Origin of the sequence: Bradyrhizobium campsiandrae (assembly GCF_014529705.1) — a bacterium.
Taxonomy (GTDB): Bacteria; Pseudomonadota; Alphaproteobacteria; order Rhizobiales; family Xanthobacteraceae; genus Bradyrhizobium; species Bradyrhizobium campsiandrae.
This window is the reverse complement of record NZ_JAANIH010000012.1, coordinates 114,539-141,303: the sequence shown is the minus strand read 5'-3', so window position 1 is coordinate 141,303 and position 26,765 is coordinate 114,539. Positions and strand designations below refer to the sequence as shown.

Here is a 26,765-nt window from a genome sequence, read left to right as displayed (position 1 = left end):
GGCGTCCTGAAATCCGGGTGAATAGATCTGAAATCGCTTTGAAATTTGAACGATCTTGTCCGGGCTCTCGTCTTGCAAGGTCGGCTCGCTGCGTGCAGTGTTCCGGCGACCATCACGGTTGATATTGGAGCACGTCGTGAGCATCCGCCCTCGAGAGGCCCAGTCGGGCGACTTGAGTGCCGCACCCATCCAGATTGCGGGCCTGACGTTCGATCCGAAGCAGGACGAATTGCGCGACGGCGCCGGCAGCCGGGTCGATCTCCGGCATCGGTCTTTCGGCGTGCTGCGCCATTTGTTGGCGAATGCAGGGAGTGTCGTCTCCAAGGATGATTTGTTGGCCGCAAATTGGCCAGGTCTGACCGTCACCGAGGATTCGCTGACTCAGTGTATCTCCGATATCCGCCGCGTGCTCGGAGAGCGCGGGCGCGAACTCGTTCGCACGATCCCCCGGCGCGGCTATATGATCGTGTTGCCGCAGCCATCGACCAAGGTCGTGCGGAATCTCTCGGGCGGGCCGACCGTCGCGGTCTGGCCGTTTGAAGCAGACAACAGCGCCAATCTCGGCCAGGTCGCCGATGGTCTCACTCAGCAGATCGTCTCCGCGCTTGGACGCTTCGGCGAATTGCGCGTTCTGGCGCGCAGCGTGACGAAATCCTACAAGGACCGGTTCGACAGCGCCGACGAATTCGGTCGCGCGCTTGGCATCGACTACTTGGTTGAAGGCAATCTGCGTCAGGACAGCAGTTCGACCCGCATCGACATCCACCTGACCGACGCACGAACCGGCACCCAGGTCTGGAGCAAGACGTTCAAAGCTGACATGGCGGCTCCAAACCTGCTCGCAGTTCAGGACGAGATTTCCGGCCAGGCCGCCGCAATGATCGGCAGCTACTGGGGTGCCATCGGCGCCGCCGAATACAAGCGCATTCAGAACAAGCCGAGCGAGGAGCTCACGCCTTATGAATGCATCGTTCAAGGCGTGATCGGAATCCCGACCGACGCAGCCATTCTCGAACCGGTTTCGAAAGCACGCGAGTGTCTGGAGCGTCTGACCCGCGAGGACCCGCGAAACGCTGCCGCCTGGGCGGCTCTCGTTCTGGTCTTCAACAATCAGAGGACCTGGGGCTTTCCGTCACCGACCGGACGTGTGGGAAGCGTCACCGAGCGCTTGTATCTCGCCGATTTGGCCGTTGAGGCCGCCAACCGCGCCGTCGAGATCGCGCCGAACGATGCGTTTGTTCGCGGCTTGGTCGCCCGCGCTGCATGGATGGCGTGCCAACCCGATCTGCTGCGGATCGAGGCCATGAGAGCCATAGAGCTCAATCCGAACGATCCACAAACCCTAGGCCCCCTCGGCAATCTGATGGCCTATGCCGGATTTTGGGATGAGGGCGTCGCTCTGGCCGAGAAGGGGATAGCCTTGACGGCGCCCACGACCCCTCGCTGGTGGTGGTGGGCGACCGCGAAACGGGCCTTTGCATATGAGGACTACGCTGGCGCATTCGACGCCTTCCGACAATCCTATGTCGAGCAATTGTGGATCAGCCACCTGCATATGGCCTACACATTGCCCTTTCTCGACCGGGCGAAGGAAGCGGCGGCTCACGTCACGACGCTGCTCAGGATGAGGCCGGGATTCACGATCCGGGAAGCGGATGCCTATTACAAGATGTGGTGCTTCGCACCGTCGTACCGCGAGAAGATGTGTCAGGCTCTGCGGATGGCTGGACTTTCTGAATAGGCCACAATCGATCCGGAGCATCTGCTGATGGTCCGCAACGGACGCTCGGCTGCGATCGGCCTGACATCCGCTTGTGTGAAGGGTTTCGGATGCCGGCTGCAGCGGTGACAGCGCGGCGTATTCGGGCGGTCGGCGCCCGAAAGCCTCCAAGGGAGGAAACCGCGCTTCGGGGACGTCAGGCGCGGCAGGCGCTTTGGGGATTTGAGCGCTGCAGGCAGCTGGTTGATAGATTTCGAACCGGGGCATCGAGCAGGCGCGCCACTTCCTCTGGGCTCAGCACCACCGGCAGCTTGCGCGGCTCGTGAATGACATGGGTATGCTCGACGATCTCGTGGCGCTTCAGCGTGACCTTGAAGAAGAACCGCAGCGTCAAGGCGGTCTGGTTGATGGTCGGCTCGCCGACGCCGCTCGATGCCAGACGGAGTTGATAGCGGCGTACGTCCTCGAAGCTGGCCGTATCCGGCGATCGTCCGAGGAAGGCAGCGAAGTGCTTGATCCGCTGCACATGGTCATGTTGGGTCTTGGGCGCGAACTGCGGATCGTCATGTTTTCGATCATGCGCCGGCGCAACGGGCTCATGGCCTGGTCGGTCATGGGGATGCTCCTGTCTTGTCTTGGATGAAGGTTGCGAACCCTCATCTCAAGACAGGACGCCCGTCGCGCTATCCTCTTAGCCGTGCTGCCGGCTGTCGTGCCCTACCGCGCGAGTGCCCGGCCGCGATCGGCAGTGCCAAGGCCATCCGCCGCGCGGCACGACCGGAAATGCACGAACTGTCCTCCAAGTTCAGCTGCAACGGGCACCCGGCGAGGTGCTCGAGCTCGTCTCTTTCCAAGGCTGCCTCTCGATGTCGGTAATCTTATGGGGGCAGGGCGGGCTGCGCAACGCTCACGCTATGAGCTTCTCGATCGTCTCCGGTAAAAAAGCCTCGTTGGGCAAGCGCTCTGGCCCGACCAGTGACACCGGAAGAGGAGACAACTGGCGATCGCGCATACGTTCGGCAACCCGCGCCCTTCGGGCTCTGGCTTCTTCGCCGAACTCCACCCTCAGCTTTGTTGCGAGACGTGCCGCAATTCGCAACCGGCGCATCCGCTCTCGTCTTTCCTCGACATAAGGCAAGAAGTCAGCCTGATTCCAATTCTTGTTCGAGATAAGGATGTCGCTTACGATCCTGGCATCTCGTGCGGCAATGGATACTCCCTGGCCAGTAATGGGATCGTTATGCCCGGCGGCATCGCCGACGAGAACCACGCCAGGTGCGGTCGGATCGTCCACCCAATGATCTTCGTTAGAGAACGAATGGAAGGGGCCGATCGGGGTGCCGGCAAGGACAGCCTGCGCATAGGGCAGGCATTTCAACCGGAAGGCCTGCAGGAGCCTCGCCTCTCGATCCGGCCCGGCAAAACTCGCTCGATCGGAAAAGTCGTAGGCCGCGTAAAGCCTGACGAGATCGTTGCCTTGCGGAAAGATCAGATAGTGGAGCCTGCCCTCAGTCCCCATTGTCTGTATGTTTCGCGGGAAATCCGGAACGTTCGCAACGAGCATTCCGCCGATGAGATTGTGCGGTTCGTCGGCGAGAACCGGCAAGCCGAGCTGCTTTCTCACAGTGGAGTTGCGCCCGTCGGCGCCAATGACGAGGCGCGGCTTGAGTTGGATCGGTGATCCATCTGACACAAATGATACGGTCGGCCGATTACCTGCCGTGACTTCGACGTTCTTGATGTCGTTCAGGACTTTCGCGCCGGCCGCCCTTGCCGAGATGGAGAAGGCGTTACACATCGTCGGATGACCGATACACAGAGGGCCAGCGACGTCAGGCAACAGCTTGGAGACGTCGAGTGCCCGAGCCTCGGCCACCTCGGGTGACCAGTTTTCATCATAGGGAATGTTGCGCTCAACGTGCAGCCCGCCGTTCTCGTAAAGAATGTCGAGAAGCCCCAGACGTTTGAACTCCAGGACTCCCCAAGGCGGCATGTATTCGCCGCGGACCCGATCAGGATAAGTCGTTTCACGTTCCAGAACGACGACGTCCAGACCATTTTTGGCCAACATGGTGGCCAAAACGCCACCCGCAATTCCTCCGCCAACAATGGCGACATCCGGCGCCAAATCAGCCATGTGTTCTCCAATCGATCAAAAAATAAAACCAGAGCAATCAGTCGCGATGACAAAATCAGAGTGCGAGATGACCTTGGCGACAAAAAAACAGGGTCGCCTGAATAGAGCTCGCCACGACCAAGATTGAAATGTCTGTTCAAAACAGAGTCAACCGAAAGCGGAGCCGAACTTTTGTGCAACTCCGCCGGTGATGGTGAGCCTGCGAGCGCCATTGCTGATCGCTGTCGGCTGGTGTCTCATAGGCGGTCGCCACGCCCTGATGCAAATGGCGACCATGCTAATGACTGAACGATATTGGGGAGCAAACCGCGATGACAATCGTTCTTGTGCACGGGAATCCTGAGACCGAGGCGATATGGGACGATCTCGTCCCGCATCTGCGCGACCAAGATATCGTCCGTCTGTCTCCACCCGGGTTTGGGACAGCCATCCCTTCAGGGTTTGACTGTACCACTGATGCATACCGTGACTGGCTCGCAGCCGAACTCGGCAAGTTGGCACAACCGACCGATCTCGTCGGGCACGACTGGGGCGGCGGGCATGTTATGCGGATCGCAATGGAATATCCCGGCCTGATACGATCGTGGGCGGTCGATATTCTCGGGATCTTCGACCCCGATTATGTCTGGCACGAGATGGCGCGGGTTTGGCAAACGCCGCAAGCCGGCGAACAAGCGGTTGCGCAGGGGCGCAGCATGGGGGTCGAGGAGCGAGCCCAGCGGTTCGAAAGCCTGGGCATGAGCGAGGCGATCGCCCGAAAGGTTGCTGCTGGTGCGAATGCAGAATTGGGAAGAGCAATCCTGGCGCTGTACCGATCGGCCGCGCAACCGGCGATGCGCAATCTTGGAGCGGGTTTGCCGCGCGCAGCCGCTAGACCCGGTCTCGCGCTGATCGCGACCGAAGACCATTACTGCGGCGGGGAGAGGCTCGCGCGAAATTGTGCCGAGCGCGCGGGTGCACAGGTCGCTATTTTGCAAGGGGCGGGTCATTGGTGGATGTGCCAGCAACCAAAGCAAGGTGCTGACGCGATCAACTCGTTCCTGGCAGAGCTGGACTAGATAAGCCGCGTCCGGCGGCCAAGCAGGACACGACGCGGACACCGTGTTGCGTCAGGGAATTGCAAGCTTCGATCGCCGAGTGGTGCAAGGCTTCAACATGCGAACGTCCCATGAGGGCGAGCACCAACATGAAAGCACCCGCAACGGATTGCTCCGAGCGGGTGCTGCGATCTGTCGATGATGCCATTCTGCCAGTGTTTTGCCCGACGAGTCAAAGCGGAAAATTTCGAGCGAACAGGGTGCGTCGGCTCTCTGAAGCGCTTGCTTCGGCACGAAGCCAAAATCGCCAATCGCTTCAATGCCCCCGCTACTGTGCATGGGGTTGTTTTCGCCGGCTTGGCTTTGAGGGCGCCTCAGCGCCGGCCGCGCGGCGCCTCGGCCTTTGCGGGCGCTTCTGTTTGCGGCGCGCAGGTTGCAGCTTGCAAACTGGCCTGCGCCTGCGGCATCAGGCCCGGCTCGGCGGCGAGTGCCTTCATGACGATCAGGCCGGTGCTCGTCGGGGAGTCGATGATCAGGCGATCGGCCGCGGTGACTTCTTCGTCCTCGGGCAGGGCGTTGTGCTGCGCTTCCGTCATCAAATCGAGCTCGATCACCTTCTTGCCGGCCGAGCGGTCGTTGATGGCGTAATAGGCGATCTCGTTGCGGGTGTAGAACGACACCGACGTATACGCCTGGCTCACCGGCACGGTGAGCTTGATCGGCCCGCCCGTGAGGTCATAGCGGCAGATCGCCAGCGCGAAGGCCGGGTCCATGAACGGCATCGGCGAGGTCTGCGGGTCGGCGAGCGGCAGCTGCGTGACGCCGTTCAGCTTGGTCATCGGCGTCAGCCGCGAATAGGCGTCTTGCGTTGCGATCCGCGGCAGCGCCAGCACGCTGACGAGATGGACCACGAGGCCCAGCACCACGCCGGCAACAATGGTGAACGCCAGGCGGATCATGAGCAGCCCACCGTCGCAATCGTCGGCATCGGCGCGTCGCGCTGGGTGCGCGTCGCAACCCCGACCGGCGTGTCGTAGAGGCGGAACATCAGCGCGTAGCGCTCGATGCCGCCGGTCGGCAGCCAGTTGCCGGCGCGCGAGCGCGCGGCGATGTGGATCTCGAACGAGCCGTCCGAGGCGCGCACGATCTCCTGGCTGGTGAAGCCGTAGCGCTGCAGCGAGTTGGCGACGAGGTGGCCCTTGCGGTCGTACAGCGTCAGCGTCCAGAACCGTGCCGGTGGCGTCACGCCCGACACGACGACGTCGCAGCGGCCGTCGAGCGCCTTCTTCTTGTCGTCGGTGGTCGCGGTGAAGGCGACGCCGTCGCCGGTGCCGATCGGCAGCTCGCCGTTGCGCACGATGGTGGCGCGCGAATAGGGATCGACGTCGGCGGTGCCGGTGCGGGGGCGCGCGGTCCAGGCGCCGATGGTCAGCGCGCCGATCTCGGTGCCGCGGGTCGTCGTGATCCAGGTGGCGCCGACGCCGACCACGGTCGCGAGCAGGAGGGCCGTCAATGTGATCAGGATCAGCCGCACGGGATCAGATCAGTTCTTGCGCGGGGTGGATGCGCCGGCATTCTCCTCCGCCGCATAATTCTGCGGGAAGGCGAGCGCGCTGGTCGACGACGCCGGCTTGGCCGGCTGGCTGTCGTTGGCTGTCGATTTGGTCGCAGTTTTCGCCGCGTCGTCGAGCAGCTTCTCGACGCGCACCAGGATGTCGGCGCCGCGCTTGGTCAGCACCGGCGGCGGACCGGGCTTGGTCTCCAGCACCTTCGGTGCCGCGCTGGCCTGCGCGTTCGCGTCCCTCGGTTGCGGCGGCAGCTTCTGGCCCATGCCGATGCCGGGGATTTCCCTGATCTCGACGCCCTGATGCGCCGCGACCATGATGTCGTGCCAGGTCTGCGCCGGCAGCGAGCCGCCGGTCATGCGGTTGGTTGGCGAGTAGTCGTCATTGCCGTACCAGACCGCGCAGGTGAAATTGCCGGTATAGCCGACGAACCAGGCGTCGCGGTACGCATTGGTCGTGCCGGTCTTGCCGGCGGTCGGAATGCCGTCGAGCGCGGCGCGGCGCGCGGTACCTTCGCTGACGACGTGGCTCATCATGCCGGCCATGTCGGCGGCGATATTCGCAGGAATCGCCTGCCTCGGCTTCGGGCCGTCGCGGTCCCAGCGCCAGACCAGATCGCCGGCGCCGGTGCGCACCTCCAGCACCGAATGCGGCGTCACCGCCTTGCCGCGGTTCGGGAAGGTCGCATAGGCGACCGCGTGCTCGAGCACGGTGACTTCGTCCGAGCCGATCGGCAGCGACGGCGTGTCGGGCAGCGGCGCCTTGATACCGAAGCGGCGCGCGACCTCGACGATCTTGGCGCGGCCGATCTTGGCCGGGTTCGGCGCCTTCGGCTGCTCCTTCTGGCCGATCGCGATCGAAAGCTTCACGGGCACGACGTTGATCGAGCGCGTGATCGCCTGCGTCAGCGTCACCGAGCCCGAATAGGAATGGCCATAGTTCTGCGGACACCAATTGCCGATGCAAACCGGGCCGTCGACCACGACCGAGTTCGGCGTGAAGCCGTTGAGGAGGGCCGTGGTGTAGACGTAAGGCTTGAACGACGAGCCGGGCTGGCGATAGGCGTCGGTGGCGCGGTTGAACTGGCTCGCGCCGTAATCGCGGCCGCCGACCATGGCGCGGATGCCGCCGTCGAGATCGGACACGACGGTTGCGGCCTGCGTTGCGTGATAGTCGCGGCCGAACTGGCGCAGCTGGTTCTCGATCGCGTCTTCCGCCGCCTTCTGCACGTTGGTGTCGATCGCGAGGCGCACGACGAAGACGCGCTCGGTGTAGGATTTCGGGAAGGTGTCGACCAGCTTGCGCATTTCGTCGAAGGCGTAGTCGAGATAGTAGTTCGGCGAGGCCTCGTCGCGGCGGTCGACGGCGAAGGCGGGATTGCGGCGGGCGCCGAACACCTGGCCCTCCGTCATGAAGCCGGCATCGACGAGGTTGTCGAGCACGACGTTGGCGCGGGCACGCGCGGCCGGCAGGTTGATGTGCGGGGCGTATTTGGTCGGCGCCTTGAACAGGCCGGCGAGCATCGCGGCCTCGGCCAGCGTCACGTCGCGCGCGGACTTGTTGAAGTAGAAATGCGCCGCGCCGTCGACGCCGAATGTGCCGCCGCCCATATAGGCGCGGTCGAGGTAGAGTTTGAGGATCTCGTTTTTGGTCAGGCGCCATTCCAGCCAGACCGCGAGGAAGGCCTCGTTGATCTTGCGCTCGATGGTGCGCTCGTTGCTCAGGAACAGATTCTTGGCGAGCTGCTGGGTGATCGAGGAGCCGCCCTGGCGGACGCCGCCGGCTTGCGCGTTGGTGACGAGTGCGCGCGCGGTACCGGCGATATCGATGCCGAAATGCTCGTAGAAGCGGCGGTCTTCGGTGGCGAGCGTCGCCTTGATCAGCACGTCGGGAAAATCTTCCAGCGGGATCGAGTCGTTGTGCTTGATGCCGCGGCTGCCGATCGGGTTGCCATAGCGGTCGAGGAACGTCACCGCGAGGTCGGACTTCTTCAACCAGTCCTCGTCCGCGGTCTCGCGGAACGCGGGGATGGCGAGGATCAGCATCAGCACCATGCCGCCGAGGCCGATGGTTGCGGCCTCCGACAGCGGCTCGATGAACACCCAGCGCTTCCACCGCCCGACATAGAAGCGGTCCATGAAGGTCGAGTAGCGCTCGTAGAGCTCGCGGATGCCTTTGGCGGAAGAGAACAGCGAGGAGTCGATGCGCGCATCGAGGTCCAGGAAGAAGTTCCTGATACGACTCTTCCAGTTGGATGGCGAGATCTGGACCACCTAGAACCCTTGAGGCTCGCTTCGACAGCGTTCAAGCACCCGGCCGGGGCGGCATCGAGACGTCTTGTGGGATTGTTGCGGCAAACCCAAGGCGCCCGTTTCGCGCACCTAGCGGGGACTTGCTGTTCTTCTAGCCGAGCGGGGCCTATAAACCAATGGTCAGGCTCGCAATTTTGAACAACAGACCTCATTGAACCCCGGTTCATTACGGGTCTTTCGGGGGCGTTGCTTGCAGCTTTCGGGCGGCCCGCCCTAGATGGTGCTGGCCGCAGCTCTTTGGATCAGTAACAGGCGCATGACCGCAGCTCGCAAATCACCGTCGGACCAGGACGAATTCTTCTGGAAAACCAAGAAGATGGAGGATATGTCGCGGGCCGAATGGGAGAGCCTGTGCGACGGCTGCGGCCGCTGCTGCCTGAACAAGCTCGAAGATGAGGATACCGGCGAGATCTACTTCACCGATGTCAGCTGCAAGATGCTCGATTCCTGCACGGCCGGCTGCAAGGACTACGCGAATCGCTTCGACCACGTTCCAGATTGCGTGGTCATGACGCCGGAGAAGGTCCGCACCCTGTCCTGGCTGCCGCCGAGCTGCGGCTACAAGCTGGTCGCCGAGGGCCGCGATCTCTATTGGTGGCATCCTCTGGTCTCCGGCGATCCCAATACGGTCCACGAGGCCGGCGTCTCCGTGCGCGGCCGGGTCGCAGGGAGCGAGGCCGACATCCCGGACAGCGAGCTCGAGCATTACCTCGTGCAATGGCCGGGGCAGGTGCCGAAGCGGGCACGCCTGAAGCGACGTCCCAAGGGCTGATCGGCCGGCCACCTCTCATCACGCCTTCGGGATGACCCGAGGGCGGGATGCACCCATGCGCCGCGGTGCCTGCCCGAGCACAAAATTGCTGTCTAAATTGGCTTCATAGAACGAATCTTTCGCGGCTTTGCACCGCAACACGCCCGATCTGACAGCCCGAGATGAACCAGTTCACACGGCAGAGCAGCGAGTCTGCCGATTTCCAAACATTGCCTGACGACATCGCCGAGGAGCTGACCCGCCTTCCGGGCGAGGTCATCAGCGTCAGCGACGCCCCCCCGATCTCGCCACCGGCGCCGCTGTCCCAGGACGAGGTCCGCACCATCGTCATCAGCCTGATGCTGACGATGTTCCTGGCCGCCCTCGACCAGACCATCGTGGCGACGGCGCTGCCGACCATTGGCCGCCAGTTCCAGGACGTCTCGAACCTGTCCTGGGTCATCACCGCCTACCTGCTCGCCTCGACCGCGGTTGCGCCGGTGTTCGGGACGCTGAGCGACATCTATGGCCGCAAGGCCATGATCATCACCTCGCTCAGCCTGTTCATCGCCGGCTCGGTCCTGTGCGCGGTCGCGCCGAGCATGCCGATGCTGATTCTGGCGCGTGGCCTGCAGGGGCTCGGCGGCGGCGGCATCATGCCAGTCGTGCAGACCGTGATCTCCGACGTCGTCTCGCCCCGCGAGCGTGGCCAGTACCAGGCCTATTTCTCCAGCGTCTGGATGGTCGGCGGCATCCTGGGCCCGGTCATCGGCGGCGTGTTCGCCGAACATCTACACTGGTCGATGATCTTCTGGATCAATTTGCCGCTCGCGGCCGCAGCGCTCGCGCTGCTGTTGCCCAAGATGAAGAAGATCCCGGTGTTCCATCGCCATCGCAAGGTCGACTGGCTCGGTGGCGTGCTGCTGATGGCCTCCGCCGTCGTCTTCATGCTGGTGCTGACCTGGGGCGGTACACGTTATCCTTGGCTGTCGCCGACCGTTCTTGCGATGATTGGCGGCGCCGTCGCCCTGGCGCTGACCTTCGTCTGGCATGCGCGCCGCACTGAGGAGCCGTTCCTGCCGTTGCCGTTGCTATCAGGGTCGGTTGCGCCGTTCGCGCTGACTGCCGGCGGCTGCGGCCTCGGCGCCATCACCGGCCTCACCGTGCAGCTGCCGCTGTATTACGAGTCGGTCTATCACCTCACCGCCAGCGAGGCGGGGCTGGCCTTGATTCCGCTCGCAGCCGTGTCGACCGTCGGCGCGGCCGTCGCCGGCCGCACCATGGCGCGCGCCAAGCACTACAAGCGCGTCGCCATTGTCGGCACGTCGTGGGCGGCACTGTGCGCGCTCGGTCTCACCGTCACCACGCTGCCGTTGTGGGGGCTGCTGACCCTGATGGCTGCATTCGCGCTCGGCCTCGGCACGACCTTCCCGGTCTGCGTGGTCTCGCTGCAGAATTCGGTGGCGCGGCCGCAGGTCGGTACCATCACCGGCGCGATGAATTTCTTCCGCTCGCTGATGTCCTCGTTCACGGTCGCCGCCTTCGCCGCCATCCTGTTGATCGCGCTCGGCGCCGACATTCCGCTGGCCGGCGAGCATCACGCTGCAGGCAGCATCCCCGCGATTCCCGTTGAAGACATGCGGCATGCCTTCCGCTACGTCTTCGCCGCCGCGACGGCGCTTATGGCCACCGCCTCGCTCTGTCTGATCATGATGGAGGAGCGGCCGCTGGCCGGTCCCTCCACGTCGCAACCTGTCGAGATGGCGGAGTAGGCCTGGAGCCGTTTCCGTTCCGATGGAATCGGAACGGGGCCCTGGATTCTTGTTTTGACGCGTTTTCTTCACGCGAACCGGTAGCCACTTTGCTCGAAAACGCTCTAGCCGCCTCCATGCGAGAAGCTGCTCTTGCGCGGCAGGCAGATGATGAATTCGCTGAATTCGCCCGGACGCGTCTCCACGTCGATCGTGCCGCCGTGCTGCTTCACGACGATGTCGTGGCTCATCGACAGCCCGAGGCCGGTGCCTTTGCCCGCCGGCTTGGTGGTGAAGAATGGATTGAACATCTTCGCCTTCACCTCGTCCGGAATACCGGTGCCGTTGTCGCGGATGCGGATTTCAATGGCATTGCCGCGATCGTGGGTCGCCGCGGTCACGACCGGCTCGTAACTGGCGTCCGCACCCGCCTTGCGTTCGGCCACCGCGTAAAACCCGTTCGAGACCAGGTTCAGCAGCACCCGGGTGATTTCCTGCGGAAATAGTTCGGCCAAACCGGCCGCCGGATCGAAGGCGCGTGCCAGCGTGACGTCGAATTGCGGCTGCTCGGCGAGCACGCCGTGATAGGCGAGGTTGAGGCTCTCCTCGACCAGCACGTTGATGTCGCTCAAGCGATGCTCGCCGCCGCCCTCGCGCGAATGCAGCAGCATGTTCCTGACGATGGAATCGGCGCGTCTGCCCTGCTGCACGACCTTTTGCAGATTGTCCCTCAGCATCCCGGTCAGCTCGTTGACCTCACTGCGGACATCGTCGGTGAGCGGGACGGGTGCAAGTGTCTCGTTCAGCTCGTCCGTCAGCTCGGTGGAGAGCGCGGCGAAATTGTTGACGAAGTTCAGCGGGTTCTTGATCTCATGCGCGATGCCGGCGGTGAGCTGGCCGAGCGAGGCCAGCTTCTCTGTCTGGACCAACCGGTCCTGCGCCGCCCGTAAGTCGTCGAGCGATCTGGCGAGTTCGATGGTGCGGGCCTGCACCTGATTGAACAGGCTGACATTCTTGACCGCGATCACGGCCTGGTCGGCGAACGTCTGCAGCAGCCGCACATGATGCTCGGCGAAGCTTCCCGTCGTCCGCCGCGTCGCGATGATGACGCCTTTGACCTCGCCTTCGCTCATCAAAGGCGTGAACAGCATGCTTCGGAAGCCGCGGGCGCGGGCGATGTCGCGCGCGGCCGGTTCGAGCTCGGTATCGGGCAGTTGCGCCGATTCACCGTTGGCGGTGAGTTGGTAGGCCGGAAACTGTGCGAACGGCATCGGGAACGACGCTTGCAGCACGCGGTCGCCCTCGCGATCTCCAGGCGTGAAGGCCGCAAGGTGCGCGGCGCCGTCGATGTAGCGCAGCACCGCGGTGGAGTAGCCGCCGATCAGCCGGTTGGCATTGGCGGCGATGGCGTCGAACACCGGCTGCATGTCGGAGGGCGAGGCCGCCATCACCTTCAAGATGTCCGCCGTGGCGATCTGGCGCTCCAGCGTCTCCTTCGTTTCTTTGAACAGGTTCGCATTCTCGATCGCGATCACGGCCTGGTCGGCAAAGGTGTGAAGCAGCTGCACCAGGTCGGGCGCGAACGCGCCGGGTTCAACGCGCGTGACGCTGATCATGCCGACCGCGGCGCCGTGGCTCATCAGCGGCATGAACAGCACGCTGCGGAAGCCGCGCAGGCGCGCGAGATCGCGGTTCAGCTCCGGGACGTCAGCGGCTTCAGTGTCGGGAAACTGGATCGTCTCGCCGCCGCGAACCAGCGCGAAGGTCGGAAAATCCTCGATCCGCCTCGGGAATGACGCCTTCAGCCCTTCGTCCGCTTCCGGGCTGGTCGGCGTGAACGCCACGAGATGCAACTCATCACCGATGAACTGGAGCACGGTGGCCGAGAAGCCGCCGAGCAGGCGCTTCGAGCTGGACGCGATCGCCGCGAAGACCGGCCGGGCGTCCGACGGGGACGCGGCGATCGTGCGCAAGATCTCGGCGCTGGCATTTTGCCGGTCGCGCAGCCGCGCGTTCTCGGCGACCGCCGCCTGCAATTGCCGCTTGAGCTCGTCGATCCCGGCGATGTCGTTGGATGGGATGGTCATTCGCGATCCGGCTGAGTGCCGCGGCAGGCGCGGCCCCGGGCCGGATTATCACATCTTCTGCGGGCGGAGCCAGCGCCCGCCTCAGGTGCCCGGGCGCGACACCTCGGTCTCCTTGCTGGTGATGAATTCCAGCAGCACCGGCACGCCTTCCCTGGTCTTCTGGATGCCGCGCTTGATGGCGGGAACGATGTCCTCAGGCCTCGTCACCCGCTCGCCATAGCCGCCGAAAGCGCGTGCCATCGCGGCATAGTCGCCCGAGATATCGGTTGAACGATATTTCTCGGTCGAGATCGGCATCACCTTCAATTCGATCGCCATCGAGAAATTGTTGAGCAGGATCGACATGATCGGGATGCGCTCGCGCACCGCGGTCTCGAAATCCATGCCGGTGAATCCGATCGCCGCATCGCCCCAGACATTGATGCAGAGCTTGTCTGGTTTGGCGAGCTTGGCACCCATTGCAAGCCCCAAGCCATAACCGAGCTGCGTTGTCTTGCCCCAGCCGAGATAGGAGAGCGGCGTCACCGCCTTCCAGAACGGCGAGAGCTGATCGCGCGGGCTGCCGGCATCATGGGTGATGATGGTGTTGTCGATGTCGACGGTGTGCTGGAGATCCCACAGCACGCGATAGGGATTGAGCGGCGCATCTTTGCTGGTGAGTTTCGGCATCCATTTCGCCAGCCACTCCTTGTGCGAGGCCGCGATTTCGGCAGCCACGGCCGACGCATCGCGATCGGCGGTGACGGTCTTGTTGACCTCCTCCAGCAGGGCATCGAGCACGAGGCCGGCGTCGCCGACGAGGCCGATTCCAACCTCGACATCCTTGTTGAGATGGTTCGGATCGAGCGTCGAGTGGATGATGGCCTTGCCCTTTGGCATTGCGATGCCGAAGCTGGTCTCGGTGAAGGAGCAGCCGATGCCAAAGATGACGTCGGCCTCTTCAAGGAATTTCGGCACCGCGCGCGGCACTGCGAGGCCGCCGGAGCCGAGCGACAGCGGATGCGTCTCCGGGAATGACGATTTGCCGCCGAGACTGGTGGCGACAGGGATGGCGAGCCGCTCCGCAAGCCGCTTCAACTGCGGCCAGGCCTGCGCATAATGCACGCCCTGGCCGGCATAGATCACCGGACGCTTCGCGCTGACGAGCAGGCTCGCCGCTTCTTTCACATGCACCGGGTCGGCGCCATAGCGGGTGCGCAGCACCGGCGTGTAGCTCAGCGGTTCCGGCACCTCCTCGTTCCACATGTCGGAGGGGATCTCGACGATGACGGGCCCGCCGCGGCCATTCTTCAACCTGGTGAAGGCGCGTCGAAAGATGTTGGCGACCTCGGCGGCGAGGATGATCGGCTCGGACGATTTCGCAAACGGCTTCATCGCCTCGCTGGAATTGAAGTTCGGCTCGATATGGGCAAGCCTGCGCTGATAGCCCATCGGCAGCACCAGGACCGGCACGGACTCGCCAAAGCACTGCGCGACGCCGCCCATCGCGTTCTCCGCCCCGGGGCCGTGCTGCATGCAGAACGCGCCGATCGTGCGTCCCGACGTCACCCGCGAGATCGCGTCCGCCATGTGCAGGCCGACGCGCTCCTGCCGCACCATCACGGGCCGGATCTCGGCCTTTGCCGCATGCTCGATCAGATGATTGACGGGATAACCGCAGAGGATCTCGATACCCTCGCGCCGCATGATTTCCGCAATGGCGGTGCCGAGCTTCATGGCGTCTCTCTCCCTGAGGCAGGCCGGTTGGTCCGGCCGATTGAAGGAGAGAGGATCAGGAAATTGGGGAAGGGTAAAGCGTGAGCAAGTGACAGTCAGCTATGCAGCGAGCTGCCGGGCTTCCTATTTGCAGCTCTTGCAGATCGTCAGCTTGCGCTTCAGCGCCTCGTCTTCCTGATCGACCAATGTCTGCGCATCGAGGCCGGAGTCCTTCGCGGCGCGGGACCTTGCAGGCGGCGTCACCTGGCTGGGTGCGTCATTGTCGTCCGTACTGGCGCTGAAGCCGTCGTAGTCGGCGGCCGGGTTCGGCATCGCCGCAGGGGCACCGATCACAGGCGGCGACGGCTCCATGCCGGCTGCCGGCGCTCTATCGCTGGTCACCAGGGCCGGTTGACCCTTGGGCTTGGATTTCTTGGCGTTCGCATGCGGCGCAGCTGCATTGGGTGGGGCGAGCGAGACCGGCGGCGTGGCGGAATTCTGAGCTCGCGCGTCGTCCGGCAAGGAGGTGCCAATCAACATGAGGCCAAGAGCTAACAGCGTCGCGCGTCTCATCGGCGTCCATCAAGCGGTTTTGGTCAACGATTGACAGTAAGGCTTTTCACGCCAGAGGTGGAGAATATCAATACTGACATGGCCGTCAAAGTTGACGAAAATAGGGGCGACCGCTCGCGACCACGATCGAGGAGGAGTTCGCGGCTCTCAATGCGTCGAGCGGCCTCTATCCATTCTCCTGCAACGCCCGCTGCAGTCTCCGAATGATGACGCCGCGGGCACGATCGTCGGCGGCCGCAGCAAGCCTGTCGTTGATGTCGAGCGTCAGCTCGGACATCTCGTTGTGCCAGTCAAGATGCGTCACGGCCTCAGGCGCGAGCCGCCGACGATGATCGACATCGATCATCCGCGGTTCGGCAGCCGCGAGCTCATAGATGTCGTCCAGCATCGGCTGGTAGACCTTCGCCGCCGGAATGATGCGTTCGGCGACGCGTTCGGCAAGGCCCGCGATGGCGTTCTCCTCGCCGTGGGCCAGGAACAGCCCGCGGGCGATGGGGCGGCGCGCCGCGATCCAGCCAGCCATGCCGGCGCCGTCGGCGTGACCGGAATATTCGTCGATCATGCGGATTCGCGCGGCGACCCTGATTTCCTCGCCCTGGATCCGCACCGCCTTGGCGCCGTTCTGCAGGAAACGGCCGAGCGTGCCGTTGGCCTGGAAGCCGGCGAGCAGCACGGTCGCGCGCTCGTTCCACAGCCAGCGTTTCAGGTGATGGCGGATGCGGCCGGCATCGCACATGCCGCTTGCCGCGATGATGATGTGGAATCCACTGAGGCGCATGATCGCCTTGCTCTCCTCCGCGGTCTCGGTGAATTTGAGATGTGGGGAGTTGAGCAGGCGTTCGGCGTCGACCGAGGGGTCGAGGCTCGCGGCGTGCCGGCGAAACACTTCGGTGGCGCGGATCGCCAGCGGGGAATCGAGGAAGATCGGCGCGGTCGGAATCTCGCCATGCTCCATCAGATCGACGAGATCGACGATCAGCTCCTGCGTACGCTCGACCGCAAAGGCGGGGATCAGCAGCGCGCCCCCGGCCGCCGCCGCATCGCGCACCTCGGCGGCGAGGTGCTGCCGGCGCAGAGCAGGCGTCGTGGCGGCGCGGACGCGGTCGCCATAAGTGGATTCGGAGATCACATAGTCGAGGTCAACAGGCGCTTCGGGGTCGGGCTGCAGCAGCTTTGCCTCGGGTCCGACGTCGCCGGACAGCAGCACGCGAAGCGGACGCGGCGCGCCTTGCTCGGCGATCTCGAGCTCGATCGAGGCGGAGCCGAGCAAATGGCCGGCGTTCCAGTAGCGCGCGCGGACCCCCGGAATCACGGGCGTCCAGCGCTCGTAGTCGACCGGGCGAAACGATTGCAGCGATGCCACCGCGTCGGCCTGCGTGTAGATCGGCTGCACCTCCTGGCGGCCGCGTGCCTTGTTGCGCCGGTTGAGCTGGGCGACTTCGGACTCCTGGATGCTGCCCGCGTCCGGCAGCATGTAGGAGCAGAGGTCGATCGTGCCCCGCGTCGCCAGGATCGGCCCCGCAAATCCTTCGCGCACGAGCTTCGGCAGCAATCCGCTGTGGTCGATATGGGCGTGCGTGAGCAAGACTGCCCGGATGTTGGCGGGACGGAAAGGGAAGGCGCCGTAATTGAGCTCCTTGAGCGTCTTCGGCCCCTGGAACAGGCCGCAATCGACCAGGAAGGCGCCGGCGGCAGTCTGGAACAGATAGCTGGAGCCGGTCACGGTGCGGGCGGCCCCGCAGAAGCGAACGGTGATGCTCATCTTGTCGTCTCCGGCGAATGTGTCGTGCTGAGCTCGGGCCACAAGGCCATCGCGAGCGTCTCTTCGAGCGTGATCGCGTTGGTTGGATGCGGCACGCTGTCGGTCGAACGGATTGAACGGATGCCGGCGTCGGTGAATGCGGCAACCATTGCGGCAGGAAACAGCGCATGCGTCACGACGGCATCGACGGCGGTGGCGCCGATCGCCCGCAGCGTCCTCGCGGCGACCATCAGCGTGGTCCCCGACGACACGATGTCGTCGATCATCAGCGCCGGCCGGCCCCGCAGCAGCGTGGGATCGGCAAACTCAATCTCCACGGCGCGATCGCCATGCCGCGCCTTGCGCGCGACGGTGTGCTGCAGGCCGAGCCGCGCCGCGAGGTCCCTGACCCAGGGCTCGGACTCCGCGTCGGGACCGATCGCGACGGTTTCGGAATCGATGCCGCCGGCGGCAAGCGCATCCGCGATCGCCGGCATCGCGGACAGGTTCTCCGCCTCGATGCCTGGAAACACGGACTTTATGTCGGGAGAACGGTGCAAGTGGGCGTCCACCGTGACGATTCGGTCCACGAGCGTCGTAAGCAGACGGCCCATGGCGCGCTGGCTGATGGCTTCGCCTGGATGAAACGCGGTGTCCTGCCGCATGTAGCAGAGATAGGGGGCAACCAGCACCAACCGCCGGGCGCCGCCGCGCCGCAGCGCCTCCGCGGCGAACAGCAGGGCGATCAGCTTGTCGTTGGGGTGATCGAGCGGCGCATAGAGGATGGTGGTGTCTGCAGGAGGCGCGACGGTCACGCGGAGTTCGCCGTCCGGAAAGCGGTTCAGGGCGATCTCGTCGCAGGGGAGCTCAAGCCGTGCCGCCAGCCGTTTCGCGGCAGTGGCGCCGGAGGGCAGGGTTTGAAGCGCGATGGTCTTCACGACTGCGCCCTGGTCTGGAGAACCTCATGACCGTTGAGGACGTAGCCGGTCTCCCGCTGGGCGGCAGACGCGGCCAGATCATGCTCCGGGCCGTCGAACGTGTAGACGCGATAGAGCGGCTCGCCCTGCTCGACGCGGTCGCCGATCTTCTTGAACAGGCGAATGCCGGCGCCCTTGTCGAGCGGAGCACCGGCGGTGCGGGCGAGGCGGTTCAGGCGCAGGCAGTCGATCGCGGACACCACCCCGTCATGCGCCGCCTTGACGTCGAAACTGCTGGGTCCGAGCTCGGTGCTGCATTTCGATGGCCCCTGGGCGTCGATGATCTTCTGCATCTGTTTCAAAGCGGCGCCGCTCTCGAGCAGCTCGCGGGCGCGTGCATAGCCGGCGTCGCCGCGCAGCTTCGGGTCGTATTCGAGCAAATGCGCGGCGAGCCGCAGCGACTTCTCGCGCAGATCGCGCGGCGCATCCGTTTCGTTGCCGAGCACGGCCATGACGTCGTTGGCCTCGAGCACGGGGCCGATGCCGTTGCCGATCGGCTGGCGGCCGTCGGTGGTGATCACCTCGACCGCGCGGCCGAACCGGTCGCCGACGAATTCGAACAGCTTGCGCAGCCGCATCGCCTCGACGGCCGTGGTGACTTTCGCGGTCGGTCCGACCGGGATGTCGATCAACAGGTGCGTCGAGCCCGCGGCGATCTTCTTCGACATGATCGAGGCGACCATCTGCTCGCGGGTGTCCAGGCTGAGCGGGCGCTCGACCGAGATCAGGACGTCGTCGGCGGGCGACAGGTTCACATGCCCGCCCCAGATCAGGCACCCGTTGCAGGACGAGACGATCGACTTCATCTCCTCCACGCCGACATTCACCCGCGCCAGCACCTCCATCGTGTCGGCCGTTCCGGCCGGCGAGGTGATGGCGCGCGAGGAGGTCTTCGGGATCGGCAAACCATGAGCGGCGACGATCGGTACCACGACCATCGAGGTGCGGTTGCCGGGAATGCCGCCGATGCAGTGCTTGTCGACCACGACCGGGTCCGGCCACACCAGCTGGGTGCCGGCCTGGGCCATGGCGCCGGTCAGCGCGAGGAGCTCGTCACTGGTGATGAAGCTCGCCGAGCCGATCAGGAAGGCGGCGATCTCCATGTCGGAATAGCGAAAATGTGCGAGGTCGTTGATGATCGCGCCGATCTGCGCCTGGTCGAGTGTTTGGCCGCGGATCTTGGCGCGTACGGCTTCGAGACTTTCCGGAGGCGAGGCCGGCGCGACCGTGACCGGGGTGCCGACCGGCTTGGCGAAGCGGCGGAAGGCAGGCTCGGAGAGGCCGATCTCGTCGGGTGCCGCCAATGCATCGTCATCGGTGATCAGGAGCGTCGCCAGCAGCGTCTTGTCGTCGAGACGCAGCTCGACGCGGCTGAAGCCGCGAAAGATGTCCGCGCGCAGCGCCTTTGACCGCCTGGAAACGACGACGACGTTCTCGCGGCCCGTATCGAGATGGACACGGCGTATTTTGAGCTGGGAGCGTGAGGGATCTGGATGCATGAACGGACCGCAGGAGGCTGGGTCCGTTATGCTTAGCTGTCGCCGTTCCGGCGCGCTTGACTCAGATCATGGTCGGCGAGACCGGCGGCCGATTGCGAGATGGCGCTACTTCGTGGCCGTGCTGATCGACTCGAACTTGTTGGTGAGGAGGACGCTGCCGGTGTTGGTCACGATGGTGACGATGGCGAGCGCGATGCCGGCGGCGATGAGACCGTATTCGATCGCGGTGGCGGCACTCTCATCGGCAAGAAAAGATCTAAGCAAAATCATCGCCAACTCCTCTTCATCCGGTCCAATGTAGGCGCGCGGCGTTATCAAAGTCGTAAAGTGATCGACGAGGCGCTTGCGCGCATCAATAAAGGCGGGTGCGGTCGAGCCGGCCTGACATGTCTTAACGGAATAGCCGTTAATCGGAGGTTTCACGATCCAATTGAAATGAACCGAACCGGCCGCGCTCAGCCCGTGGTGGTCGGTCCCGGCGCGCCCTTGCGCGGCCGCCCCAGCGCGGCCGCGAGGCACCCGACCAGATAGCTGACGACATGCGGCTGCACCCGGACGGCCGTACTGGCGATGCGCTCTTCCTCGGCCCTGTCGTTCACGATGCCGATGTAGTTCTTTGTCGCGTTCTGCTGCGGCACGGTCGTGCGAACCCTGATTGTTCGGTACCCGAACCATGGTGCGCGCAAGGGCAATCAACGGTTAACTTGCGGTCCCGTAGGAATACCCGGGTGCGGCAAGATCGCATCCCGGTCCTGAAAGCGACCCGGCCGCTTAAGGAATTGTTGAGGCTGTTCGCCCAACCGATCGGCAAGCAAGCCGATCGTGGCTCAGCGATTTCGGGCATTCGCGCTCAACGCGCGCAGCATGCCGATGCGGGCGAACATCAACCAGCCGCCGCCGGTCTCGGCCGCATTGATCAGCATCTCGATTGCGATCTGCCAGCGCGGCTCCTGCTGCTCGGTCTCGGGCAGCCGCATGATGAAGTCGGCGGCCTCTTGCAGCGTGCGCAACTTGGCGCCGCCGCGCAATCCGATCGGATCGTCGAACAGCGTCGACCAGGGCATGTCAGGCCGCGCGGTCGGTGAGGGGGGACGTCACGGCGTGACCGGCGATGCGATGCCGTCAGCCGGCCTTCTTGGTTCGTGTCGTTGCGCGCACCGGCTTGTCGGCCTTCTTCGGTGTCGCTTCCTTGGCTGCTGCGTCCTTGCCGCCCTTGCCGGAGATCGGCAGCAGCATCTCGCGCTGGCCTTCGACGCGCTTCTTCGGCTTCTTGGCCTTGACGGTCTCCTTGACGGTCTCCTTGGCGACCTTCGCCGCGGGAGCCGTGTCCTTCTCGCTCGCGAGGCTCTTTTTCAGCGCGTCCATCAGATTGATGACGTTGCCGCCGCTCTTCGGCGTCGCCTTCGCGGCGATCGGCGTGCCCGCGCGTTTCTTGTTGATGAGATCGATCAGCGCGGTCTCGTAATGATCCTCGAACAGCTCGGGCTCGAATGCGCCGGACTTTTTCTCGACGATGTGCTTGGCGAGGTCGAGCATGTCCTTCGTCAGCTTCACGTCCTGGATGTCGTCGAAGTATTCTTTCTCGCTGCGGACCTCGTAAGGGTAGCGCAGCAGCGTGCCCATCAGGCCGCTCTCGAGCGGCTCGAGCGCGATGATGTGCTCGCGATTGGTCAGCACCACGCGGCCGATCGCGACCTTGTCCATGCTGCGGATGGTCTCGCGGATCACAGCATAGGCGTCGTGGCCGACCTTGCCGTCCGGCACGAGATAATAGGGGCGGATGAGGTAGCGGTTGTCGATGTCGGCCTTCGGCACGAACTCGTCGATCTCGATCGTGTGCGTCGAGTCTAGGGCGATATCGTCGAGTTCGTCCTTGGTGACCTCGATGTAAGTGTCGGTGTCGACCTTGTAGCCCTTGACGATGTCCTCGGAGGTCACCTCGTCGCCGGTCTCGGCGTCGACCTTCAGATATTTGATCCGGTGGCCGGTCTTGCGGTTGATCTGGTTGAACGAGACCTTCTCGGTATCCGATGTGGCCGGATACAGCGCGACCGGACAGGTCACGAGCGACAGACGCAGAAAACCCTTCCAATTGGCGCGGGGGGCCATGGGCTACTCCAAACGCAACGGGGACAGACTTATGAGAATACCATCGGGGAACACCGAATCATACACAGGTTCGCGCAGAATCTTGCAACTGCGTTAACCAGTCGCTGACCACCCGGTTCGGCCCGGTCCAGTGCCAAAAGTCGGAACATCAAATCGGATCGGGCGTTGGCCCACGACATAGGGGCTGCGATAAGGTCGCGGCCTTGGGAGGCGACATCCAGAGATTGAGGTCACCATGGCAACCACGCGCGAGGACCATCAGATCGTCGAAACCGCGACCGAGGCGCGCCAGGCCGAACCGGGGCCGTCGGTGGCCGCGCTGCTCGCCATCTCGACCGGGCTTGCCATCCTGATCCTTGCCGTCATCTGGTTCGTGTTCTTCCGAACCTGACGGGCGAACAGACGGGAAGGGCGGACCTTCCGACTCGCGTCACGCGCGGCACCATTGCGCCCGCCATGCCTCCGGCCCGTCCGGTGGTCTGGCGGGCGCAGTCGCATCTGTGCGCGAGACATCGTATATGACTAAAAAGTAACGCAGGCAGTTCCCCGCGTTCATATTCAGTTCACGCCGCAATTGCTCTTCTGGTGTGGTGTTCATGCGACCTATTTCTGGAGAGAAGCGTGCGCCTGCTTGTTGTTGAGGACGACCCCGATCTCAATCGCCAGCTCACCAAGGCGCTGACGGACGCCGGCTACGTCGTCGACCGCGCCTTCGACGGAGAGGAGGGGCACTATCTCGGCGACAACGAACCGTATGACGCCGTGGTGCTCGATATCGGCCTGCCGAAGAAGGACGGCATCTCGGTGCTGGAGGCCTGGCGCCGCAACGGCCGCACCATGCCGGTCTTGATTCTCACCGCGCGTGACCGCTGGAGCGACAAGGTCCAGGGCTTCGATGCCGGCGCCGACGATTACGTGCCAAAGCCGTTCCATCTCGAGGAGGTGCTGGCGCGCATCCGCGCGCTGCTGCGCCGCTCCACAGGCCACGCTCAGAGCGAGCTGTCTTGCGGCCCCGTGACGCTCGACACCCGCACCGGACGGGTCAGCGTCTCAGGCAATCCCGTCAAGATGACCTCGCACGAATATCGGCTTCTCGCCTACCTCATGCACCATTCGGGCCGCGTGGTGTCGCGCACCGAGCTGGTCGAGCATCTCTACGACCAGGACTTTGACCGCGACTCCAACACGATTGAAGTCTTCGTCGGCCGTATCCGCAAGAAGCTCGACGTCGACATCATCCAGACCGTCCGCGGCCTCGGCTATCTCCTGACCCCGCCGGCGGCCTGAGGCGCCTTCCGAAGGATCCCGGCTTGACGGGCGGCCCGACACGGGCCTTGGTCCTGATATGACCGCCGACGCCATGCCACCTCCTCGCGCCCCCGGGATCATTCCGATGCCCGCCAGCTCGCTCGCGAACCGCCTGTTCCTGTCGGCGACCGCCTGGCTCGTGGTGATCCTGGCCATAACGGGCGTGGTGCTGTCGTCGGTCTACAAGAACGCGACCGAGCGCGCCTTCGACCGCCGGCTGAACCTTTATCTGCGCACCCTGATCGCCGAGGTTGCGACGCCCGACGAGCCGCCGGACCGCCAGTTCCAGTCGCTCGGCGAACCCTTGTTCGAGCTGCCGCTGTCCGGCTGGTACTGGCAGATCACGCGCACCGACACCGAGAAGCCGGAGGTGCGATCCTCGCGCTCGCTCTGGGACAAGAAGCTGCCGAAGCTGGAAGATTTGGGCACCGAGCTCACCGCCGCCGGCATTCGCCTCGCTTATGTCGACGGGCCGGAAGGCCAGAACCTGCGCATGGTCGAACGCCCGGTCGATCTCGGCGGCGATGGCAAATACCTGGTCAGCGTCGCCGGCGACGACACCGAGATCTTCGATGAAACGCGCAGTTTCGACTATTATCTTGGCGGCACCTTCACCGCGCTCGGCATCGTTCTGCTGCTGACGACGGTGTTTCAGGTCCGCTTCGGCCTCGCGCCGCTCAAGCGGATCTCGGAAGCCATCGCAGACATCCGCTCCGGGCGGGCCGAGCGGCTCGAGGGCGAATTCCCGGTCGAGATCGCGCCGCTTGCGCGCGAGACCAATGCGCTGATCGATGCCAACAGGGAGATCGTCGAGCGCGCCCGCACCCATGTCGGCAATCTCGCCCACGCGATCAAGACGCCGCTGTCCGTCATCGTCAACGAGGCCGGAACGCACGCGGCCGATCCGTTCGCAGCCAAGGTGATGGAGCAGGCGGACGTGATGCGCAACCAGCTCGCCCATCATCTGGAGCGCGCCCGCATCGCGGCCAGGGTCTCGATCGTCGGCACCGTGACGGAGGTTGCCCCCGCCATCGAAGGGCTGCGGCGGACCATGGAGAAGATTTACCGCGGTCGCGGCATCGCCGTTGAGGCCAAGGCGGATCCCTCGGCGAAATTCCGGGGCGAGCAGCAGGATCTCGAGGAGATGGTCGGCAATCTCGTCGACAATGCCTGCAAATGGGCGGCCTCCCGCGTCTTCATCGAGGTCCTGGTGGAAGCCCCGCAGCAGGCGGGGGCAGGCCCCAGGCTGCGGCTCATCGTCGATGACGATGGGCGGGGTCTCTCGGAAGCCGAGCGGGCCCAGGTCTCCCGGCGCGGCCAGCGCCTCGACGAGTCCAAGCCGGGCTCGGGGCTCGGGCTATCGATCGTGACCGACCTTGCCGCGCTCTACGGCGGCAGCCTCACCCTCGGCCGTGCGCCGATCGGGGGCCTGCGCGCCGAGCTGGTGCTGCCGGGAATATAATCCTCTGATCCCAAACGATTATTTGGGCTTCCGGGCGAAACCCTGGGATTTCGGAGCGACTTCCTCAACGGCTTCTTAAGGCGCCGCCACCTATGATCGGTGGGGACGCATCCTTTCGTCCGCCATTTTACCGTGCATTACCCGGGCGCATGAGCCAGACATCGATCGAGCGGCTGAGGGAATATCTCGCGCAGCTCCCGCCGCAGGCGCAGGCGCTGCTGATGCGGGAGTTCGAGCGCGCGCTCGAGCGCGGCCAGGACACGGCCGTGGCGACCCTCGTGCTCGAACAGCTGCGCAAGATCGTGCGCAAGACCGAGGCCGAGGACGCTCCTGCGCCGCGAACCGATGATCTGTCGCGGCTGCTGTTCCAGGTCGTGGAACCGTTCCTGGTCGAGGCCGGCGCGCCGATCCGGGTCGGACAGATTCGCCGATCCTCGCTGCAGCCGATCTGGCAATGGCTCGGCCGCGACGGTGCCCCGGACAAGGTCGCCGAATTCGAGACGGCGCTGGCGCGCATGCCGGCTTCGGACAATGCGGGGCAGGTCGAGGCGCTGGCGCTCAAGCTCCAGGCGGTGGCCGCCGATGCCATCGCCGAGCTGACGGGGCCGGGCGGCGGTGACAAGTCGCGCGCGCTCGCCCGCGTCGGTCCGCCCAACGTGATCGAGGACCTCTATTCGATCGGCGCGGTGCTCGCCGTTCGCGAGGCCCTCGGCACGCTCAATGAAAAGCTGCCGCGCTTCCTGCGCCAGTTCGGCGATCCGCAGATCGCCTCGGTGACTTCAGCACTCAATATTCCCGTGCTCCAGACCCCCCAGATGCTGCCCTTTGCGCTGTCGGTGGTGGTCCAGCGCATGACCGCGCCGTGGCAGATCATTCGCCTTGCGATCAAGATCGCGGCGTCCGACGACGAGATCCGCGTCGCGGCCACGCCCTATGGCGTCGCAGTCACGATGGCCTTGCACGATCTGTCCCGCGTTGCCGCCAATTTGCGCATGGACATCAAACGCGGTCATTTCGAAACCGTCGCCGACAATCTCAAGGCGCTGCATGACGGCGTCCGCGGCCTGCGCACGGAACTCGATCTGCGCAACGATTCCGCCTGGGGCAAGCAGCTGACCTCGATCCGGGCCGACATCTCCAACGCCCTGCAATCGGAGATCGACAGCGTTCCGGGCCGCGTCCGCCGCATCCTGCGCCAACGTCCCGAGAAGGACATTCCGCCGGGCGCGCGGATCGACACCACCGAGGTCGAGGAAACCGTCGCGCTGATCGACTTCGTCGCCACCTGCCGCAATTATGCCAGCGAGCTCGCGATCAACGAGGTAACGCTGCGCACCTATTCCGATCTCCAGCAATATGTCGAACGATCGACCGAGCAGCTGGTGCAGTCGCTGCGTGCCGCCGATCACAAGGTCCGAACCTATCGGCAGCAGCAGGTGCAGGCCGCGATCCGCTTCTGCCAAGTGCTGTTCGGCGACGACTATGCCTCGCTGATGAGCCGTGCCGCGGAGAACGCGGCGACAGGCGAGCGCAAATCGACGCGCGCGGGCTGATTCAAGCGCATCTCTTTACGAGTACAATTTATGATTGACCGCGCCGGTTGTGGGGCCTACGGTCACGGTGCAAGCTTTTGGAATTTCTATCTGTAGGCGCATGAAACCCGTTATCAGCTCCATTGAAATCGAAAACCGCGTCATCGTTGCCAAGTACCAAAGGCTGATGGTCGGTGCGAAGGTGATGCTGGTCGAGAAAGCGAGCGGTCGGCAGCTGCCGGAGACCACCACGAGGGTCGCATCGCCGGTTCCCGTCGGGGCGTTGCGCATCAGATTGCCTGACGCCATCCGGCCGGGAACGTACTTCTTGAGGGCTCTCAACGGGCACGGCGAGGATGCCGCTCAAAGCGCGGACTTCGAGATCAGCTAAGCCGTTGGATTTCCACCGTTTCGGACCCGCTGCGCTCGCGCTGAATTGACAATTGTCAATTGCCGCATCGTCCGGCCGTGGTGTAAAGCCACCGATGGGCGCGGTTCAGGCGCCGCCG

24 protein-coding genes are annotated in these 26,765 nt (G+C 64.4%); 9 read left to right on the top strand and 15 right to left on the bottom strand.

What is annotated here, in order from left to right; all coding sequences use genetic code 11:
- Window positions 1–136: 136 nt before the first annotated feature.
- Window positions 137–1,741: a winged helix-turn-helix domain-containing protein gene (locus G8O24_RS11585; protein WP_188099263.1), complete on the top strand. Its 1,605-nt coding sequence runs from the start codon at window positions 137–139 to the stop codon at window positions 1,739–1,741.
- Between the two features lie 175 nt (window positions 1,742–1,916).
- Here the strand turns inward: G8O24_RS11585 and G8O24_RS11580 are convergent, their stop codons facing one another.
- Both G8O24_RS11580 and G8O24_RS11575 read right to left on the bottom strand, forming a co-directional pair.
- Window positions 1,917–2,246 (bottom strand): phage integrase N-terminal SAM-like domain-containing protein, encoded by a 330-nt coding sequence (locus G8O24_RS11580; RefSeq protein WP_311972240.1) that lies wholly within the window; start codon window positions 2,244–2,246, stop codon window positions 1,917–1,919.
- 381 nt (window positions 2,247–2,627) lie between these two features.
- On the bottom strand, window positions 2,628–3,857 hold the full coding sequence (locus G8O24_RS11575) for an NAD(P)/FAD-dependent oxidoreductase (protein WP_188099261.1): 1,230 nt from the start codon (window positions 3,855–3,857) through the stop codon (window positions 2,628–2,630).
- Window positions 3,858–4,168: 311 nt separating this feature from the next.
- On the opposite strand from G8O24_RS11575, the gene G8O24_RS11570 reads away from it, so the two are divergent.
- Complete coding sequence (locus G8O24_RS11570; protein WP_188099259.1) at window positions 4,169–4,915, top strand: alpha/beta fold hydrolase; 747 nt, start codon at window positions 4,169–4,171, stop codon at window positions 4,913–4,915.
- A gap of 353 nt (window positions 4,916–5,268) precedes the next feature.
- Here the strand turns inward: G8O24_RS11570 and G8O24_RS11565 are convergent, their stop codons facing one another.
- The 3 genes from G8O24_RS11565 to G8O24_RS11555 are packed head-to-tail and all read right to left on the bottom strand — an operon-like array spanning window position 5,269 to window position 8,732.
- A complete protein-coding gene (locus G8O24_RS11565; RefSeq protein ID WP_188099257.1) occupies window positions 5,269–5,853 on the bottom strand; it encodes a DUF1254 domain-containing protein in 585 nt (194 codons plus the stop codon).
- Complete coding sequence (locus tag G8O24_RS11560; RefSeq protein WP_188099255.1) at window positions 5,850–6,428, bottom strand: DUF1214 domain-containing protein; 579 nt, start codon at window positions 6,426–6,428, stop codon at window positions 5,850–5,852. The genes G8O24_RS11565 and G8O24_RS11560 overlap by 4 nt, the downstream gene beginning before the upstream one ends.
- 9 nt (window positions 6,429–6,437) lie before the next feature.
- Entirely contained in the window at window positions 6,438–8,732 is a 2,295-nt protein-coding gene (locus tag G8O24_RS11555; protein WP_188099253.1) for a transglycosylase domain-containing protein, read from the bottom strand.
- Between the two features lie 295 nt (window positions 8,733–9,027).
- Here G8O24_RS11555 and G8O24_RS11550 point away from each other — a divergent pair, with 295 nt between their 5' ends.
- Entirely contained in the window at window positions 9,028–9,543 is a 516-nt protein-coding gene (locus G8O24_RS11550) for a YcgN family cysteine cluster protein (protein WP_188099251.1), read from the top strand.
- Between the two features lie 161 nt (window positions 9,544–9,704).
- The gene (locus G8O24_RS11545; RefSeq protein ID WP_188099249.1) at window positions 9,705–11,294 is read left to right on the top strand and encodes an MDR family MFS transporter; all 1,590 of its coding nucleotides are present in this window, start codon (window positions 9,705–9,707) and stop codon (window positions 11,292–11,294) included.
- 104 nt (window positions 11,295–11,398) lie between these two features.
- Here the strand turns inward: G8O24_RS11545 and G8O24_RS11540 are convergent, their stop codons facing one another.
- From G8O24_RS11540 to ku, 10 genes are all read right to left on the bottom strand, one after another.
- Window positions 11,399–13,360, bottom strand: a complete 1,962-nt coding sequence (locus G8O24_RS11540) for a GAF domain-containing sensor histidine kinase (protein WP_188099247.1) — start codon at window positions 13,358–13,360, stop codon at window positions 11,399–11,401.
- Between the two features lie 81 nt (window positions 13,361–13,441).
- On the bottom strand, window positions 13,442–15,076 hold the full coding sequence (locus G8O24_RS11535) for a thiamine pyrophosphate-requiring protein (RefSeq protein WP_188099245.1): 1,635 nt from the start codon (window positions 15,074–15,076) through the stop codon (window positions 13,442–13,444).
- A gap of 123 nt (window positions 15,077–15,199) precedes the next feature.
- Window positions 15,200–15,628 (bottom strand): hypothetical protein, encoded by a 429-nt coding sequence (locus G8O24_RS11530; protein ID WP_188099243.1) that lies wholly within the window; start codon window positions 15,626–15,628, stop codon window positions 15,200–15,202.
- A 166-nt stretch (window positions 15,629–15,794) separates the two neighbouring features.
- Window positions 15,795–17,390 (bottom strand): MBL fold metallo-hydrolase, encoded by a 1,596-nt coding sequence (locus G8O24_RS11525; protein ID WP_188099241.1) that lies wholly within the window; start codon window positions 17,388–17,390, stop codon window positions 15,795–15,797.
- Window positions 17,387–18,307, bottom strand: coding sequence for a ribose-phosphate pyrophosphokinase (locus G8O24_RS11520; RefSeq protein WP_188099239.1), 921 nt, complete (start codon window positions 18,305–18,307; stop codon window positions 17,387–17,389). The genes G8O24_RS11525 and G8O24_RS11520 overlap by 4 nt, the downstream gene beginning before the upstream one ends.
- On the bottom strand, window positions 18,304–19,845 hold the full coding sequence (locus G8O24_RS11515) for a thymidine phosphorylase family protein (RefSeq protein ID WP_188099237.1): 1,542 nt from the start codon (window positions 19,843–19,845) through the stop codon (window positions 18,304–18,306). The genes G8O24_RS11520 and G8O24_RS11515 overlap by 4 nt, the downstream gene beginning before the upstream one ends.
- Before the next feature lie 105 nt (window positions 19,846–19,950).
- Window positions 19,951–20,115 carry a Flp family type IVb pilin gene (locus tag G8O24_RS11510; protein WP_188099324.1) on the bottom strand — a complete coding sequence of 55 codons (165 nt, stop codon included), beginning with the start codon at window positions 20,113–20,115 and terminating at the stop codon, window positions 19,951–19,953.
- 185 nt (window positions 20,116–20,300) lie between these two features.
- Window positions 20,301–20,531, bottom strand: coding sequence for a hypothetical protein (locus G8O24_RS11505; protein WP_191093141.1), 231 nt, complete (start codon window positions 20,529–20,531; stop codon window positions 20,301–20,303).
- Window positions 20,532–20,672: 141 nt separating this feature from the next.
- Window positions 20,673–20,909: a hypothetical protein gene (locus G8O24_RS11500; protein WP_188099235.1), complete on the bottom strand. Its 237-nt coding sequence runs from the start codon at window positions 20,907–20,909 to the stop codon at window positions 20,673–20,675.
- 58 nt (window positions 20,910–20,967) lie between these two features.
- Entirely contained in the window at window positions 20,968–21,954 is a 987-nt protein-coding gene (ku, locus tag G8O24_RS11495; RefSeq protein ID WP_188099233.1) for a non-homologous end joining protein Ku, read from the bottom strand.
- Between the two features lie 235 nt (window positions 21,955–22,189).
- On the opposite strand from ku, the gene G8O24_RS11490 reads away from it, so the two are divergent.
- The 5 genes from G8O24_RS11490 (at window position 22,190) to G8O24_RS11470 (ending at window position 26,647) form a co-directional block, all read left to right on the top strand.
- Window positions 22,190–22,345: a hypothetical protein gene (locus tag G8O24_RS11490; protein ID WP_188099231.1), complete on the top strand. Its 156-nt coding sequence runs from the start codon at window positions 22,190–22,192 to the stop codon at window positions 22,343–22,345.
- 230 nt (window positions 22,346–22,575) lie between these two features.
- A complete protein-coding gene (locus G8O24_RS11485; protein ID WP_063195961.1) occupies window positions 22,576–23,241 on the top strand; it encodes a response regulator transcription factor in 666 nt (221 codons plus the stop codon).
- A gap of 106 nt (window positions 23,242–23,347) precedes the next feature.
- Window positions 23,348–24,724, top strand: a complete 1,377-nt coding sequence (locus G8O24_RS11480) for an ATP-binding protein (protein WP_188099229.1) — start codon at window positions 23,348–23,350, stop codon at window positions 24,722–24,724.
- A 149-nt stretch (window positions 24,725–24,873) separates the two neighbouring features.
- Window positions 24,874–26,277 carry a hypothetical protein gene (locus tag G8O24_RS11475; protein WP_188099227.1) on the top strand — a complete coding sequence of 468 codons (1,404 nt, stop codon included), beginning with the start codon at window positions 24,874–24,876 and terminating at the stop codon, window positions 26,275–26,277.
- A gap of 100 nt (window positions 26,278–26,377) precedes the next feature.
- On the top strand, window positions 26,378–26,647 hold the full coding sequence (locus G8O24_RS11470) for a hypothetical protein (RefSeq protein WP_188099320.1): 270 nt from the start codon (window positions 26,378–26,380) through the stop codon (window positions 26,645–26,647).
- The last annotated feature ends 118 nt before the right edge of the window (window positions 26,648–26,765 follow it).

Bases quoted from the DNA above. Each gene is read 5' to 3' on its own strand.
- G8O24_RS11575 (WP_188099261.1), bottom strand. From the start codon at position 3,857: ATGGCTGATTTGGCGCCGGATGTCGCCATTGTTGGCGGAGGAATTGCG.
- G8O24_RS11540 (WP_188099247.1), bottom strand. From the start codon at position 13,360: ATGACCATCCCATCCAACGACATCGCCGGGATCGACGAGCTCAAGCGG.
- G8O24_RS11550 (WP_188099251.1), top strand. From the start codon at position 9,028: ATGACCGCAGCTCGCAAATCACCGTCGGACCAGGACGAATTCTTCTGG.
- G8O24_RS11545 (WP_188099249.1), top strand. From the start codon at position 9,705: ATGAACCAGTTCACACGGCAGAGCAGCGAGTCTGCCGATTTCCAAACA.
- G8O24_RS11570 (WP_188099259.1), top strand. From the start codon at position 4,169: ATGACAATCGTTCTTGTGCACGGGAATCCTGAGACCGAGGCGATATGG.
- G8O24_RS11535 (WP_188099245.1), bottom strand. From the start codon at position 15,076: ATGAAGCTCGGCACCGCCATTGCGGAAATCATGCGGCGCGAGGGTATC.
- G8O24_RS11500 (WP_188099235.1), bottom strand. From the start codon at position 20,909: ATGCCCTGGTCGACGCTGTTCGACGATCCGATCGGATTGCGCGGCGGC.
- G8O24_RS11530 (WP_188099243.1), bottom strand. From the start codon at position 15,628: ATGAGACGCGCGACGCTGTTAGCTCTTGGCCTCATGTTGATTGGCACC.
- G8O24_RS11515 (WP_188099237.1), bottom strand. From the start codon at position 19,845: ATGCATCCAGATCCCTCACGCTCCCAGCTCAAAATACGCCGTGTCCAT.
- G8O24_RS11490 (WP_188099231.1), top strand. From the start codon at position 22,190: ATGGCAACCACGCGCGAGGACCATCAGATCGTCGAAACCGCGACCGAG.
- G8O24_RS11470 (WP_188099320.1), top strand. From the start codon at position 26,378: ATGAAACCCGTTATCAGCTCCATTGAAATCGAAAACCGCGTCATCGTT.
- G8O24_RS11525 (WP_188099241.1), bottom strand. From the start codon at position 17,390: ATGAGCATCACCGTTCGCTTCTGCGGGGCCGCCCGCACCGTGACCGGC.
- ku (WP_188099233.1), bottom strand. From the start codon at position 21,954: ATGGCCCCCCGCGCCAATTGGAAGGGTTTTCTGCGTCTGTCGCTCGTG.
- G8O24_RS11475 (WP_188099227.1), top strand. From the start codon at position 24,874: ATGAGCCAGACATCGATCGAGCGGCTGAGGGAATATCTCGCGCAGCTC.
- G8O24_RS11565 (WP_188099257.1), bottom strand. From the start codon at position 5,853: ATGATCCGCCTGGCGTTCACCATTGTTGCCGGCGTGGTGCTGGGCCTC.
- G8O24_RS11510 (WP_188099324.1), bottom strand. From the start codon at position 20,115: ATGATTTTGCTTAGATCTTTTCTTGCCGATGAGAGTGCCGCCACCGCG.
- G8O24_RS11480 (WP_188099229.1), top strand. From the start codon at position 23,348: ATGCCCGCCAGCTCGCTCGCGAACCGCCTGTTCCTGTCGGCGACCGCC.